General features: G+C 48.4%; 16 protein-coding genes. 15 read left to right on the top strand and 1 reads right to left on the bottom strand.

Annotated elements, in window-relative coordinates; translation table 11 throughout:
• Positions 1 to 10: 10 nt before the first annotated feature.
• From K0504_RS09670 to K0504_RS09645, 6 genes are read left to right on the top strand one after another with little or no spacing between them, the layout of a single operon-like run.
• Positions 11 to 427 carry a hypothetical protein gene (locus K0504_RS09670; protein ID WP_220103986.1) on the top strand — a complete coding sequence of 139 codons (417 nt, stop codon included), beginning with the start codon at positions 11 to 13 and terminating at the stop codon, positions 425 to 427.
• 19 nt (positions 428 to 446) lie between these two features.
• Positions 447 to 857, top strand: coding sequence for a hypothetical protein (locus tag K0504_RS09665; protein ID WP_220103985.1), 411 nt, complete (start codon positions 447 to 449; stop codon positions 855 to 857).
• A 27-nt stretch (positions 858 to 884) separates the two neighbouring features.
• Positions 885 to 1,220: a hypothetical protein gene (locus tag K0504_RS09660; protein ID WP_220103984.1), complete on the top strand. Its 336-nt coding sequence runs from the start codon at positions 885 to 887 to the stop codon at positions 1,218 to 1,220.
• Between the two features lie 35 nt (positions 1,221 to 1,255).
• Entirely contained in the window at positions 1,256 to 1,603 is a 348-nt protein-coding gene (locus K0504_RS09655; protein WP_220103983.1) for a hypothetical protein, read from the top strand.
• Between the two features lie 12 nt (positions 1,604 to 1,615).
• On the top strand, positions 1,616 to 1,852 hold the full coding sequence (locus K0504_RS09650; protein ID WP_220103982.1) for a hypothetical protein: 237 nt from the start codon (positions 1,616 to 1,618) through the stop codon (positions 1,850 to 1,852).
• Positions 1,853 to 1,871: 19 nt separating this feature from the next.
• The gene (locus K0504_RS09645; RefSeq protein WP_220103981.1) at positions 1,872 to 2,114 is read left to right on the top strand and encodes a hypothetical protein; all 243 of its coding nucleotides are present in this window, start codon (positions 1,872 to 1,874) and stop codon (positions 2,112 to 2,114) included.
• Positions 2,115 to 2,240: 126 nt separating this feature from the next.
• Here the strand turns inward: K0504_RS09645 and K0504_RS09640 are convergent, their stop codons facing one another.
• Complete coding sequence (locus K0504_RS09640) at positions 2,241 to 3,068, bottom strand: hypothetical protein (protein WP_220103980.1); 828 nt, start codon at positions 3,066 to 3,068, stop codon at positions 2,241 to 2,243.
• Positions 3,069 to 3,218: 150 nt separating this feature from the next.
• Here K0504_RS09640 and K0504_RS09635 point away from each other — a divergent pair, with 150 nt between their 5' ends.
• The 9 genes from K0504_RS09635 to K0504_RS09595 all read left to right on the top strand — a co-directional run bounded on the left by K0504_RS09635 (position 3,219) and on the right by K0504_RS09595 (position 14,193).
• Positions 3,219 to 3,722: a hypothetical protein gene (locus tag K0504_RS09635; protein WP_220103979.1), complete on the top strand. Its 504-nt coding sequence runs from the start codon at positions 3,219 to 3,221 to the stop codon at positions 3,720 to 3,722.
• Between the two features lie 66 nt (positions 3,723 to 3,788).
• The gene (locus tag K0504_RS09630; RefSeq protein ID WP_220103978.1) at positions 3,789 to 5,768 is read left to right on the top strand and encodes a helicase-related protein; all 1,980 of its coding nucleotides are present in this window, start codon (positions 3,789 to 3,791) and stop codon (positions 5,766 to 5,768) included.
• Positions 5,731 to 5,967, top strand: coding sequence for a hypothetical protein (locus K0504_RS09625; RefSeq protein WP_220103977.1), 237 nt, complete (start codon positions 5,731 to 5,733; stop codon positions 5,965 to 5,967). Before K0504_RS09630 ends, K0504_RS09625 begins: the two co-directional genes overlap by 38 nt.
• Positions 5,964 to 6,434: a hypothetical protein gene (locus tag K0504_RS09620; protein ID WP_220103976.1), complete on the top strand. Its 471-nt coding sequence runs from the start codon at positions 5,964 to 5,966 to the stop codon at positions 6,432 to 6,434. The genes K0504_RS09625 and K0504_RS09620 overlap by 4 nt, the downstream gene beginning before the upstream one ends.
• Positions 6,435 to 6,540: 106 nt before the next feature.
• Positions 6,541 to 10,770 (top strand): hypothetical protein, encoded by a 4,230-nt coding sequence (locus tag K0504_RS09615; protein ID WP_220103975.1) that lies wholly within the window; start codon positions 6,541 to 6,543, stop codon positions 10,768 to 10,770.
• A gap of 517 nt (positions 10,771 to 11,287) precedes the next feature.
• Positions 11,288 to 11,782 carry a S26 family signal peptidase gene (locus K0504_RS09610; RefSeq protein WP_220103974.1) on the top strand — a complete coding sequence of 165 codons (495 nt, stop codon included), beginning with the start codon at positions 11,288 to 11,290 and terminating at the stop codon, positions 11,780 to 11,782.
• A complete protein-coding gene (locus K0504_RS09605) occupies positions 11,769 to 13,022 on the top strand; it encodes a TrbC family F-type conjugative pilus assembly protein (RefSeq protein ID WP_220103973.1) in 1,254 nt (417 codons plus the stop codon). The genes K0504_RS09610 and K0504_RS09605 overlap by 14 nt, the downstream gene beginning before the upstream one ends.
• Positions 13,019 to 13,171, top strand: coding sequence for a hypothetical protein (locus tag K0504_RS09600; protein ID WP_220103972.1), 153 nt, complete (start codon positions 13,019 to 13,021; stop codon positions 13,169 to 13,171). The genes K0504_RS09605 and K0504_RS09600 overlap by 4 nt, the downstream gene beginning before the upstream one ends.
• Before the next feature lie 47 nt (positions 13,172 to 13,218).
• Entirely contained in the window at positions 13,219 to 14,193 is a 975-nt protein-coding gene (locus tag K0504_RS09595; RefSeq protein ID WP_220103971.1) for a TraU family protein, read from the top strand.
• Positions 14,194 to 14,199 lie beyond the last annotated feature (6 nt).

Below are 14,199 nucleotides of genomic sequence, written 5' to 3'. Positions count from 1 at the left end.
AGGTATTAGGGTGAAAAAAGAAGACGCATATCGGTATGCGCAAGAGCAGATCCGCGCATGGACTAATTTTCAAATAATGAGTCGCCAATCTGGTTTTCAGATTGTGCACTTTATGCATCAATCGAAGTTGAGAGCCAGCGTAGATCGGCTAATCAGGCTGAACTTGGTTGGTGATGGCAACCCGCATGGTTTCAGTGATTCAGAAATTGATGCCTTGGTGGAAGAATTTCTTTTGCACGGCACTCCTGTGCAACTTGAAGACCCCCGCATTGGCGCAGGGGCTGGTACGAACTTAGACAAAAAGGACGATATTAAGATGACCGAATTTGAAAAAGAAATGCTTAAAAAAGCCTCTTGGCGCAATTCACTATTGCTAGGTCTTTTTGCAGCTACCTGCGTAATCGCTGGCACTCTTCTAGCTAGTTAATAGACAAAGGCAACCAATTATGGGTATGAACATGAAGACTGAGAGTGAAAACAAAGAGCAGGAACTGTTACTGCTTTTGAGCTACTCCCCTTGGATTATGGTGATGCTGTGTTGGCAGATGTTTTTCTGGTCTTATGTTGCCCCAATGGGTAACTCTATAGAGCTGAAAGATTTTGCGAAATTGGTGGAATCACACATGCCGATGTTGCTGATAACTCTTTGTATCACAATTGCATTTATGTACTTACCAAATGCAACAAACAAAAGGGCGAGGTTATTGGGGTATTGTGTTGGGCTAGTTCCAGTCGGGGCTCTATCGTTCGCGTATGAGCAAGGATTCAATGGGGTGTATTCGTGGGTTCTGGCGGTGACAATATCATCTGTTGTTTACTGGGGTGTACAAAAGTTAAGAGCAATGCCATCACAGTGACAAAACCATAAAGGAACCCCTCGACTAATGCTAGATGTAGCAAATGAAGTAAAAAATTTCGTGAAATACTGCGTTGGTCTAGACCTTGTTCAGTTTGCCGAATTTTATCTAAAACTTCAGGGGCAAGTAGTCAACATTGATGATAGTGAAGATGTTAATCGATGTTTAGAGCTGCTATTGCAAAAGTTAGACAAAGACGGATTTACGGCAAAGCAAATAATTTCATTGTTATGGGCGTCAGACCAAGAGCGAGTTCTTAATCTCTATGAGGAAGAATGCCTTCGGTTCGAGCAAGAAATTAGAGATGGCAATGAGCGGATTGACTATATCAATGCGTGTATTGCAGAAGACTATCAAAATTAATAGAGAGTCCTAATTAGGACTAAGGCAATCCACCAGTGCAGACAGAGTTAGTGATTTACGTCCTTGTTGGGATTGTTTTGTGGGATTTGGTCAAGATGGTGTATCACAAACTTACCGAGTCACGACGCCAGAGAAACTGGTCAAAAGAGCGTGATTGGGCGCTGGATGTAATCGAATGTAAAGGCCATTCAGCACATTACTACATGCCATCGATCGGTCAGCGAGAGGATTCTGAATTATGCCGAGCGCTAGATCTTCTAGCAGGACAAGGTTTCATTGTCACAGATGGCGATGGAAATCTAGTCGGTAAAGTAGCGAAAGCCAGAATAAGCAGTGGCGAACGGGCTGAGCAACGCCGGGCCGAATTCAAGATTGTTCAATAAAGGAAAACAGTCATGAAACGACGACTCACAAAGCGCAACAAATCTAAGCTGTCCAAGTTCTTTAGTGACTGGAAACCAAATACTGGTGCAATGCCGAACCTGAAGCGCGTAAATATTTGTTTTGGCTCGCTCGATATTGGTTGTGATGAAAAGACCGATAAGCGCATTTTGCGGAATGAGTCGCCATTGGATTGGGATTGGTTAGAGCCAACCGGCCAGTACAGTATTCGTCGCTACCAAGCGGCCTAATAAACAAGGGAAACCGAATATGGATACTTATTTTCAGGGCCGACAGCGCTCAGAGCGGCTAAAGCTAGCTTTATACGTAGCAATGCAAATTGCAGGAGTAGTAGCTATTTTGCTAAGTGAGTACGTGTACCAATTTGAGCAATTAAAAATTGCCGGTTTAGCTTTATTCCTTTTGGCGGCGCTCGGTTTAGCTAGCTGGGTATTAGATGGCAAGGAATACGCATTCCCCAAGAAATCGACTCAACCCAAGTCGTCCAACTAGGACTGAGGCGGCCTCACACGAACCCGAAACAAGCGCCAATCGCCAAACCAAAAATAATAAAGTTTCTCAATTCTCTATCGCCAATTTCCGCTCTCTAAATGCTGCATGGCGTCGAGTCGCTTAGCACTATAGGGCGGCATTTGTACCTGCGCTGGTGGTACGTTTTATGGCCGATATTACAATCGAAATCCCCATTAAAACTAACCACCAAACAAGGCAAAGTGCGATGACTAACAAATAAAGCGAAGCGGCAAAGCCTAGCCAGTGAGCGGCTTCGGGCCATTCCCAGCCTGCGGCAACCGCGATACTGCCGCACACTATCACCAGCACGCTATTGTAGGCCAGCCCGGTCGCAGCGCTTCTTAGGTCGGCAGGACTAGGTGCGCAATGAATTGCGATTGAGCCGGACACAGCCAGCCATACAGTGGTCAACACCAACGAGTCCTTGGCTAGCTCCAAAACAGCATCCCATAGCGACAAATAAAGCGTGATTGATTCGCTGAACATCGTAGTGAACGTAGGGGCAAGCTCAATGCTGTCGCCAGCTATGCGAATTAGGGAGAAAATTTTATCGGGCTCAGGAAGGAGTAATTGCGCTCCTAGCAAAATAACCAGAGGCCCAAGCAAAAACGGGGCTAATCCGATATACAGCAGCCCCAACCGTTGATAAAACGATGATGTACGATAAATATGGTGAACGTAGCCTAACGTTGCACTTTGAGGGTCATAGGTCACAAGTGACATTGAAGTTATACGGTGAAAGAATACGAAGCACATCAACGCATGGGAAAGCTCGTGACAAATGATGCCAGGAGCACAAAAAAACCAAGCGGGACGCCTCCCCATAACGCGCATTAGACGATTTGATGTCGCGACCTGAACAAACCATACCAGCAACATTACGCAGCTAGCGACGATTAGGCTTTGCAGAAATGCAGCCAATACAACAGGCATCTTACTATCTCCATCTGTTCAGCCTTAGGGTAACAAGAGGAACATAGGGTAAAAGGGCCTTAGTCACTAAAATCAGTACGCTTACGACAGATCCAAGTAAGCACGAAGGCGTAAGGTAACATCACGCTATTTTCTAAAGGAGCACAGCGGGTGCTGTCGAGTAAAAAATTAAGCCTTAAGGTAATGCTCTTTTCGTGTTCGATTGCGGTGGCTGGCGCGCTTTTATTTTGGCTTCTCAGCCCCATAGAGCGCAGCGGTCCAAAGGTTCTTGTCGGTCAATGGATGGGAGGGCCGAGCAGTTGCTCACATGAGTATGCTGTTGATGATTTGATCGTCTTTGAATTTGAGGTGCAGCAATTTGCTGTTGGTCAATCGAATATGCCCCAAATTTTCGAGCAGCAGCGTGTTGAGCCAACTGACGTGCCTGTCAAGATACTTAATTATGCAGAGCGATGTTCAGCGCTTGATAACCCCGAAAAAGATTGGGTTCGGTTAACGCTCAAGCGACGTTCGGGCGCACGCGTATTTTATTGGGTAGGGCAACTTCCTTCAAATGGTCTGCTGCCTGAGTCAGCAACCGGTGGCTTACTCAATGACGTGGATTCCCCTTCACTGTTTGTGCCATACGATGCAAGCTTGGTAACCGCAGGGTAGTGCAGTAGCGCGATTGCTATTTGGCTTTAGGTTAGAAGTAACGTAACAGCCAAGAAAGGTAAGCTTGTGGCCTCAAAACAGCTCTCCGAAACTCAAGACCCCATCAAGCTTGGGCGCCTAACTTCTCTGGGCGTTAAGCATTCGTGGCAGATTCCATTGCTCATCCCGTCGAGTTATAGGGACTACCGGCAAACGTATAACTCCTTAAACCCGCAGCAATTTTATATCGGGCAACAAGTGGTTGTATGCGGTCAACTGGATGGTTCAATAACAACACGGTTTAAAAACAAGCGTCCCAGCTCGTCAGGGCGACTGCGTGACGCAGATGGTCACACGATCGGCTTTACCCTTTTTGGCGATTGCCGAACGCTGGTGAGTGAACTTGAGGCGATGGCCGACCGGATTTACTTCAGCGGCCAAATATCATGGTTCAATAACCGACTCTACCTTGATGGCGCTCACCCTGTAGATTCAGCGGATATCGGCACTGTTGTGCCAGTGTATCCCGGCAAAGCAAAGGTCATTACACCTTCAAAAGTTAAACAGACGGTCGACGAAAACCTACTAAAAACACTACCAATGGCGAAGAAAAAAATTGCCGAAACCTTATCCCTGGTCGTTACGGACGGCAGCAAAGTTAGACAAATGATTCAGTGTCCAAAATGGACGTTAGAAGACCTGCTGCTTGAGTTGCATCGTCCGAAGTCGATGGAGTCAGCATTAGTGGCGCAGAGCGTCATTGAGCGTATTGAGGCATTACACGTTATTGGCATCCTAAAAGGTGCAAGCTCCACTGGAAGCTCCCAGAGCGCTAAGAGAAACTTACTGAATGCGGGTTCAATTCTTCCCTTCACACAATCATTTGGATTTGAGCCAACCAAAGAGCAATCAGCATGCATTCAACGCCTTGCTATCGCTATGCGTGGATATCAACCGCAAAATTTTCTATTGCTGGGAGATGTTGGGACGGGCAAAAGTTGCGTAATGCTCGCTGCTGTTGCCTATTGCGCATCAGCCGGCGGTCGGGCTGTCGTCATGCTGCCAAATCAATCGTTGGCGCTTCAAATTCATGCTGACTTTCACGAGTGGTACCCCGATATTTCGTGTCAATTGGTGACGGGGCAAACGGATGCAGCCATGCCACTGATTGATGTGCCCGTGTTGATCGGCACGACGGCCATGTTGCATCGCAATGTTGGTGTGTTCGATCTGGTTGTTTGCGACGAAGAACAGAAGCTTAGTGTTGGCCAAAAACAGCAGTTGGTGTCTGATACAAGCCACCAGATCACAGCGTCAGCGACGCCTATCCCCCGAACAACAGCACTGGCTCAGCACGGAGGCGTTGAGGTTCTACGACTAACGCAATGCCACGTAGCCAAGCATATTTACACTCGCATCGTCGAAAAGTCACAAGCGCAAGCAATGATGTCGGACGCGTTACAAACCATCGAAGCTGGTGGCAAGGTGCTGGTGGTCTGCCCAAAACGTGAGGCTGGCACGGATGACTCTCTGCCTTCGGCGGAGCAAATCGCAGCTAAGTGGGAGCCATTTGCGCCAGGTCGCGTTCGCTGTGCTCATGCCGGTAAATCGTCCAATGAAAACGAGGCAGCACTAACCGACATGAAAAGTGGTGACGCAGACGTTCTAGTGTCCACCTCAGTGGTCGAAGTTGGGATCACCATTCCTGAGTTGGTTCGAGTGATTATCGTGCATGCCGAGCGCTTTGGCTTAACCACGCTTCATCAAATCAGAGGTCGTGTGGCTCGGCATGGCGGCAATGGCTACTGCGACTTGTACTGCCCGAAGCCAGTAAAAGAAGAATCGCTCCAGCGGCTAAAGGTGCTGGAAGAATGCAGTAGTGGGTTTGAAATAGCGAAACGAGATCTTTATCTGAGGGGTTTTGGTGATGTTGGGGCTTCTGGCAAATCTCAGCACGGAGCTGCAGATGGCTTGTGTGTCGGCAAGAATGTCGATGTGAAATTAGTAGAGGAATTTTTAGAGGAACTCGATGGGAAAACGCAACCAAATATCCGTCAGTCAGCTTAGTGCCTATGCGGCCGACCCCGCTAAGTTTTGTTCTCACCGAGGGCGAGCGTATGACGCCGCAGCAGCCAAGCAAGGGGACAAAGCTCACAGTCGAGCGGGTGGCAGTAGTCCTTTGTGGTGGCTGGTTAAATGGCTATGTATTGGCCTCAGTGCATGGTTTTTCTACGAAGCTGGATTGCTTCAAGGAGTGTTGGGATGATTGACATCGCTATCGTGGTGTTGGTGATAGTCGTGTTTATTACCGTGCGAAATTGGCGCATTAAGCGGCTATTCAACGCACCGTTACTTTCGATTCTCATAGGTGCTGATATCGGCAAACACAAAAAAGCAGCCTATATAGCGAAAAAAGGGATCTGTGGGGCGCCGGACGCACTGTTTTTTGACCTTCTTCGGTTGCGATTCTTTGTAGGTGAATTCAAGTCGCGCCGTTATTCAGGTAGCGTGTCGCACCGTGAACGCTACCAAGTATTGCTGTACACAGGCCTTGTTCGGCGGTGGTATTGGCCACGCTCCATAGGTGTAATTGCATATGGGTGCGGACACGTTGAATCGGTGAAGTTTGATGCCACAACTTACAGGAAATTACTTCAATTAAAGCCCGAAGTTAGTCAGTCGATGCGTCACTGGAAGGCTGTTGATAATCGACCATTGCATCAGCGGCACTAACGACTCACCTTAGGTAACCGTTTTTCCGTCGTTACACGGCAGCGCTTTACGTCAGGGCACGTAAAGTGCCCCATGAGAGATTTTATCTGACATGGGAAGGATGTAGATGGCGATTCTATACAAGCGGCTGGTTCTTGCAATCGCATTGGCCGGTTGCTCAAACGCTGCGCTAGCTAAGTCTATTACGCTGGTGGGCTCGATAGAGGCTCATATGCCTGAGCCTAACGCAAGCCAGCCGTCTGGTGACGTTGTAGCCAATGTAAAGTCATACACACTGGATGTGGACGCCTCTGCCGATGGTTGCACTTTGACCTACGACGAATCGTTAGCCCAAAATGGCTCATCAGAAAGCCGACTGTATTGTTTGCTTGAATGGTCGACGTCCGACGCGGGACTGAATCAATCGGCACTGAACGTTACAGGTATTCCAACGGTGGCGGGCAACCTGTCAGCAACCTATTCCGTTAGTTATTTCAGCGGATCTTCCCATGAAAAAATAACGATTGCTGAAGGCTCTATTGCGGAAACCGTGCTTGAGCCAGTGCCGCCAGTGATGACTAGCGTAGAAACACGGTGGGGCTCTGGCACTTGGCGCACGGGTTATCAACCAGTGAACCATGATCCATCCGATCCGCTACGAATTGTTAGAGTTGACCTAGAACCACGAAATTATGATCAGCGCATCGACATCGACATCGAAGGCGGCGCGCATACGTGTAGCGTTCCAGAAGGTGATACGCAGTGCTCAATGACCGTCAATGTATCTCTGGGTGCGGAAGAAGGAGATGCCCTTCAAGGTGTGTTAACCCAACAATTGGCAGCGAACTCGGCGAATCAGTTTTATGACGATGGTGTTTATTCGAGCCTACTTGATCTTGCGTGGGATTACCGCCCGCCAGTTGTTGAATACGCGGTGTTTAATGCGGACTTCAATGCCGAGACGATAACTCATGATGTTGATGGTACGCCGATTGAAATTGGGCCAGATGAAGGGTTGGTCGTTGTCAGCTCTCCGCATGCAGCAGATGAGGGCGACTGGTGGCAACCAAGACGTGTGACGTTGGACTTTACGCCAGATGAAAACGGCTATCCGGTCGAGCCCTATAAGGTTGTCGACGGCTACAAGCTGTTCACAGGCAGAACGTTAACCTACGACGATAATTACACGCTCGATTCGTATGGCTCGCAAATCAAAGTGGGCGACAAGCTGGCTTACAAAGTTCGAGTGTCCAGCGTCCCTGATGGTGGCTACGCAATTGATGTGAATGCGCAAGACTCCTATGCAAACGCAAAAGCCAAGTCTGTGGGCGATCATTGGTTTTCGCGTGATGAGCCGCAATTAGCAGTATTCAATAACTATCAGAAGCTAAGCGAGGGCGGTAGTTTCTACTTCGTTGATCATCTTGTGGTCGCTGGCTTCAACAATTTCAAAGATGCACTGACCATTAATCAGGTGACGATTGATGGCCAAGTTGCCGTGATGGAGCAGGGCGAAGACGCCTCTGTTCAATACCTCTCATCCGAAGGTTTATCCTTTTCGCCTAACACGCTTTACGACGTAGAAATTCAGGCAACAGGAATTAATGATCAGCCGGTTGTAAGCAATCAGCAAGTGACCTTTGCGCCGGTAACCTACGAGCTATCCGGTGCTGCATCGCCAATTTATCAAAAGCTGACCGAAAACCGATTTTATTTGAATCAGGCCAAAGGCCAATCATGCCGAATGGTAGCGACGAATGAACTGGCCAATCAGTTCGGTATGCGTTCGCGGCCCGCATGTGTCGTTGAATGGCCACTGATTCCTGAGGGCATGTATGTCGATGAAGGAACGCAAGGGGCTGAGCTTCATGGCGTGATGGAAGAAGAAGGCGCACATTTAGTTAATTACCGAATGGTCTTTTTTGATGGTGAGGGGAATAGCGTCGTTGTTGCTGACAACACGTCTGAGTTTGAGGTCGTTGCGGCTGACGTTCCTGAAGTGGCCGTTTATGGCCGAGAGGAAATTACGTCAACATTGTTTGCTGCGGAACTCAAAGGGGGACGCTTTGCCGATGCCAAAGTCTTGTCGGTCCCTGCCAAAGTTGAAATGGTATCCGCTGCCTCTGATGGAGAGGAGGACTACTACTTCTGGAAAGAGCGCAGAAATAAGCGAGATCCAAGTGCCCAGCAAAAAGGGAGCGCTCGATTGTACGTTGAGCCGGGTGATTTGTGGGAAACACGCAACGTGGAAGTGGGCGTAAATTACCAGCTTCAACCTGAAGTAGCGGTATCTGAAACCGTTGACGTCGCGTTTGTTCCATCCAAGAGCATTCGGACATATGTCAGCCTTCGAGATGATCTGATGCTATCAAGCGAGGAGCTTAAAATTGGCGCCAAGGTTGCCACTTATTCGCGCGCGTCAGCTCAGTACAATTACGACCTTGAAACATATGGTCAATGGATGCTCACGTTGGAGCGCAGGCTCGGGCGAAATGAGTATGAAGACATTGCGGGACCGATTCTGTATGACGGTACAGAGGATGAGGCAGTATTTACCATTCCAGGTGATGAATGGTTGGGCAAAAACAAGATGTGCGTTCGCGCGGAAGTTGTCTCGCCAATTGAAGGCTATGAGCGTGTAAAACGCTCGCGCTGTATAAACGTTGCAGTATTTAAAGGTGAAGCGATTGAGGGGGCATTGAGCGGCAAGTATTTAACCGACCGCATCCCGTTTGATGCGGTTATCCGATACAAACCAGCCACGGATGCAGACGAAGATTCAATGGGGGAAATCATCTGGCAAGTGTCCGACGATGGCGGTGATACGTGGTCAACTTATCCTGCATCATCACGCCGACCGGATGAAATGTATCTCAGTCTAGATGAAGCTGGTGAGTGGGATGTTCGGGCTATCGTTCACAACCAATTCACGACAGCTGTGACTACCACTGAATCATTGCATGTCATTGCTTACGACACCCCTAATCTTGAAATTATTGGGCAAAAAGACGCTTACATTGGCGAGCCGGATATCAAGCTTTCACTCTGGGATAGCATTACAGATCAGTTAGCGGATGGTGACATTGAGTGGTCAATGGATGATGGACGTAACTGGGAGTCGGGCGATGCAGAAGTTGCCATGGACACATCTGTCGCGAGAACAGTCAAAGTGAAAGCGCGTATGCGTTATGCTGAAACCGATCCATCTATTGGTGATGGTTGGGATGAGACAACGTTCTACTTCCGAGTGACACCGCCACAATCGCCGTCAATCAAGGCCGATATCCCAAGCAGCATAGAAGTTGGTGAGCAACTCTATGTGGCTGCTACGATTTCGGAAAATCGTTTAGGTACCAGTGCTGAATGGGTTCATCCAGACGGCTCGATTACCTCAGGAGCCGTTCTGGATGTCATTGTTCCCGAAGCTGGCTTGGCAGATAACTACGAAAACCGAAATTACACGTTAAGAGCATGGGTCGACGGCTACAAAGAGCAGACCTTAAAAACTAAAGTCGGCCGGATTAAAGTTTGGAAATATGAAATCCCGACCCCAACAGTGAAGGTTCGTACCAAAGTTAAGTACGTGCCGGCGTATGTTGACATTGAAATTAGGGATCCAAAGATATTTGCACCGGATGTCGAGTTTACTAAGGACATTGACTTCGATGCTGGCCAGATTGAATTGATTGAGCGAGTTAAAGACAAATTTAAACTTAAGATCAATACGATTGGCTCGCATGACATTACTGCAATTCTGTCTGACAACAGAGGTGGGCAGGCTACGGCGATTGAATTCTTCGATGCTTTAGAATCCATTCCCATGACCGTCAGCATGAGAACTCGCTCGTATTCAAATAAGACCATGAAGGAGCCGCTGAGCACGTATCTCTATGCCGACCGCAAGTTGAGTCACAGCATGGATTCGGTCACATCGATTCGCTGGTATCTCAACGGTGAGCTGCAAAATACAGAGTCTGCAACGCCCATTTATTGGAATATGGAAGACTTGGCTGCGGGTACCCACACGTTAAGAGTTGAAACCGATAGCGACTTTGGCCAATCAGCATCAGATGAAATGGTCATCGAAGTGGTTGATAACGTGTTGCCTGAGTGCGAAGTTGAGTTCAGTCAAGATACGTCGGCTCTGAACTTCCAAGCACAGTGCCGTGATCCTGACGGCAGTATGAAGACATACTCGTGGTATATGAATGGCGATTATGTTGGTGGCTCTGACCGCATGAAGTACTACAAGAATCCGCACTTAAGTGATGTGAGTGCTGTTGATGTGAAACTTGTCGGTTGTGATGATTCTTTTGAGTGTATTGAGAGTACGAAGACATACACCGTAACCCATTAACGCCTCTAAAGTTGAAAAGGGCTGCTTCGGCAGCCTTTTTTATTGCGGATAAAAAAAACCCCGAGCCAATGCGGCTCGGGGGGATTGTTAACCCCAGTAGGGTCAGTGGGTTGGCCTGATTTCTCAGGCCGGGCTCGTGGAGGAGCTATGTAGGGGGCGGATGTGCGGTCCGCCAGGCAACGAGAGAACTCGTCAGTTGCTTTGCCAAACATTGAGGAGCTAGTAGGCGCCTCGTCTTGAGTTCATAAAAACACAGCTTGCAGGACGCGCTTGAAAAACAGGGGGAGGTCTGACCAGTTTGGTATAAATAAACAAAAAGCGCCCGAAGGCGCCCGTTGCCGGATAGGTAACCAGCCCATCCTCGCTAGCTCGTGGAGGAGTTTCGCTGCGGGCAGTATATCGAAATAGAACCAGCTGGCAAACAGTGTTAAGCGTCAAAAACCATCCCTTAAGCGCCGCACCTCAAATCTAATCAGACCCCAAAATGGTTACGTCGACACAAATTTGAGTTTATCCCTTGCGCGTATCTATTCGGCAATTAGCCATTCCGTTAAGCATGTTTCTGATCATGGGCTTACTTATGTGGGCGTTCTTTCAGCGCTTCACTGTAGCCATCGATCCCCAAGAATACAGATGCTTACCTCATTGGTTGTTCTTAATCGACCGTCACGACACAAATGTACAGACTGGTGATTTGGTTGGATTCGTACACACCGATGGCGCTCCGATGATTCGAGCTGGAACGAGGCTCATTAAATACTACGCGGCAGGTAGCGGCTCAAAAGTTGTCATCGACCAAGACGTCACCGTTATTGATGGCCAAGCACATCATGTATCGATGCGTTTTGGTTTGCGCGTCCTGAAAGAACGCATTAGCTCATACCAGCGAACTGAGATTGTTCCTGACGACCACATGTTCTTAATGGGCACTACTCCAACTTCAAATGACTCGCGCTTTTGGGGCTCTGTACCTAAAAACGCAGTAATAGGGAAAGCATATGTATTGCTTTAGTCGATTAGCCCTTATCGGGCTTGTGCTCGCCACTCCTACTGTCGCCAACGAGCCGATTGTCGACCAAATTGCAACACAGCAACAGTTAATCAAGGACGCCACAGAACGAGCACAACAAGAAGGTTGGCTTGAGGGGTTTGATGGACAAACCCAGCAAGCGATTGCGAAGCCCTATGTTGAAGATGCAACTGAGCTGGCCAAGCAAGGCGGGGAAGCTACCGTGACTGCAGCTCGCCATTATTTCGAAGAGCAAATCCAAGGTGATGAGGATGTAGCCTCAACCAAGCCGCGCCCCAAAGAGCCTGAAGCTAAGGTGGACTTAGACATCTTTGTCAGTTTAGGCATGCCGCGCGCTGAGCTAAAAACCGCACTTGAATTGGCTTCTCAACTTGGCGCCAGAGTGCTCTTTCAGGGATGGGAAAGTGAAACCAATAGTCCCATCAAAACAATCGGGATGTTTAAAAAGCTTGCTGCCGATTTAGAGGTTGAGCCCATTGTCCAGTTGGCGCCTAAGAAATTTGAGCGTGGCAATGTTGAAGCTGTTCCTACGATGATTTACCGCGCTGACGGACTGACATTTAAAGTTGCAGGGACTCTCGCGGCTGAATGGTTGATCTCCAAATCCGAAGGGGCGCAGAGCAGTTTAGATCTAGGCGTTGTTGGGGCGACTTACGATATTGATGAAACCAATTTAATCGATCTTGCTAGGCAACGGTATGACGCCATTGACTGGAAAGCAAAGCAGCGTCAGGCCTACGAGCGCTTCTGGAAACACCAAACCTTCCATTTTCTTCCGGATGCAGTGGATTCAAGAGATTTCTGGATCGACCCAACGATGCGAGTCACTAGCGATATCGTTGATGTTCGCGGTAATACGTTGGCCGCGAAAGGGCAAGTTATCAATCCATTACTCGATGCACCTTACCAGCTAAACATCGTCGTCTTTGATGCGACAAACCCACAACAAACCGAGTGGGCACAGCGACAAGTGCGGACCTACACCAAAGGCAAGGTCATTGCAGTCACAACGAAGGTAAACCGAGATGACGGTTGGCAACATCTATCTGATACGCGCAAGACATTAGGACTCGATGTGAAGAAGTTGAGTAAGCAAATGATTGATGCGTTTCAGCTAAAAGCTGTGCCTAGCGTAATCACGACAGAAAATACCTACATCCATGTGCACGAGGTTGGCCAGAAAGCCATGCGTGAACAACTTGATACTGAGGTAAACCCATGAAATTGATCGTTGCTTTTTTCTTCGCCTGCGTTGGTATGTGGGTTGCGTTCACCTACCCAGAGATAGCCGCCCTAATCTTGCAAAAAACCATGGAATATGGCGGCAAAGCTATTCAGTTGGTAATGCAGACGATAGAGAGCTTTAAGTAATGAAAGCGATAGTTGCAATGTGCGTCTGCGTGCTTGGACTTGTCTCTGTGAGTAGCCAAGCAGCTGATCAGACATGTGGTGATGCCAAAATATTTGAAAAGATGTTCGATCAAATCTGTTGGGACTGTGTGGTACCGATGACCATCATGGGAGTTGGCTATAAGCCCGATGGCGCTTCTTCATCGGTTGGTGCTTGCGCTTGTTTTGATGCGTTGGGAATGCCGGACTTTGGTTGGCCGCTAGGTGGGTTTCAGCCGGTGAGACTTAACGAGGTAGTACAAGAACCTTGGTGTTCTCCAAGTTTAGGGGGAATTTCGCTTCAAGATGACTTCGGCGGCTACGGAACGCGCGGTACCTCGGGCGACTCAAGCTCTAAAGCCTTTTACAACTATCACTACTTTTCATACCCAATCATGGAAATCCTTGAGCTGTTTCTTCTCCCTGACTGCGATCCTGATCCGTGGGCGGATTTCGACATGCTCTATTTGAGTGAGATTGATCCGATGTGGTCGGACGATATGTTGTCAATGCTACTAACGAGAGAGGCCTATATCTTTGCCAATCCGCTGGCTATTTCTTCCTGCATGGTGGACGGCATCACGATTACTGCCACCGGAGAAGCTATCGAAGAAATGTATTACTGCGCGGGCACAGATGGGAACTTGTACCCACACACGGGGAATGTTGGAGCAACGGCCGATCCAGTCAGAAATTCTTCATTAATTACTCAGCGCGTTCTGGCATCACTTCACCGCAAAGGATTGGCGCTTAAAACAATGGGCGATGAGGAGATGTGCGAGCCTTCGTATATCCCGTTTCTGCCTCGCAGCCAATACAAATTCTCAATGGTTCATCCTCTGCCACAAGCTGACAGCTCAGGGCCTTATGGTTGCTGTCAAACTCCCGGCGATAGTCATCATAAGTGGTCTACAGCGGCAGGCGGACGACAGAGGCCAGGTGATAAAGATTATGTTTGGTTGATTTGGCGATGGACAGATTGCTGTGTTCGAGACAGCTTCTAGAGTAGG

The sequence above is a fragment of the Neiella holothuriorum genome, assembly GCF_019457915.1.
Taxonomy (GTDB): domain Bacteria; phylum Pseudomonadota; class Gammaproteobacteria; order Enterobacterales; family Neiellaceae; genus Neiella; species Neiella holothuriorum.
Note: the sequence above shows the minus strand (reverse complement) of the source record. Positions and strands in the feature narration are given on the sequence as shown.

Coding starts and splice junctions, on each gene's coding strand:
- K0504_RS09645 (WP_220103981.1), top strand. CDS start 1,872: ATGGATACTTATTTTCAGGGCCGACAGCGCTCAGAGCGGCTAAAGCTA.
- K0504_RS09615 (WP_220103975.1), top strand. CDS start 6,541: ATGGCGATTCTATACAAGCGGCTGGTTCTTGCAATCGCATTGGCCGGT.
- K0504_RS09650 (WP_220103982.1), top strand. CDS start 1,616: ATGAAACGACGACTCACAAAGCGCAACAAATCTAAGCTGTCCAAGTTC.
- K0504_RS09620 (WP_220103976.1), top strand. CDS start 5,964: ATGATTGACATCGCTATCGTGGTGTTGGTGATAGTCGTGTTTATTACC.
- K0504_RS09625 (WP_220103977.1), top strand. CDS start 5,731: ATGGGAAAACGCAACCAAATATCCGTCAGTCAGCTTAGTGCCTATGCG.
- K0504_RS09660 (WP_220103984.1), top strand. CDS start 885: ATGCTAGATGTAGCAAATGAAGTAAAAAATTTCGTGAAATACTGCGTT.
- K0504_RS09640 (WP_220103980.1), bottom strand. CDS start 3,068: ATGCCTGTTGTATTGGCTGCATTTCTGCAAAGCCTAATCGTCGCTAGC.
- K0504_RS09600 (WP_220103972.1), top strand. CDS start 13,019: ATGAAATTGATCGTTGCTTTTTTCTTCGCCTGCGTTGGTATGTGGGTT.
- K0504_RS09605 (WP_220103973.1), top strand. CDS start 11,769: ATGTATTGCTTTAGTCGATTAGCCCTTATCGGGCTTGTGCTCGCCACT.
- K0504_RS09665 (WP_220103985.1), top strand. CDS start 447: ATGGGTATGAACATGAAGACTGAGAGTGAAAACAAAGAGCAGGAACTG.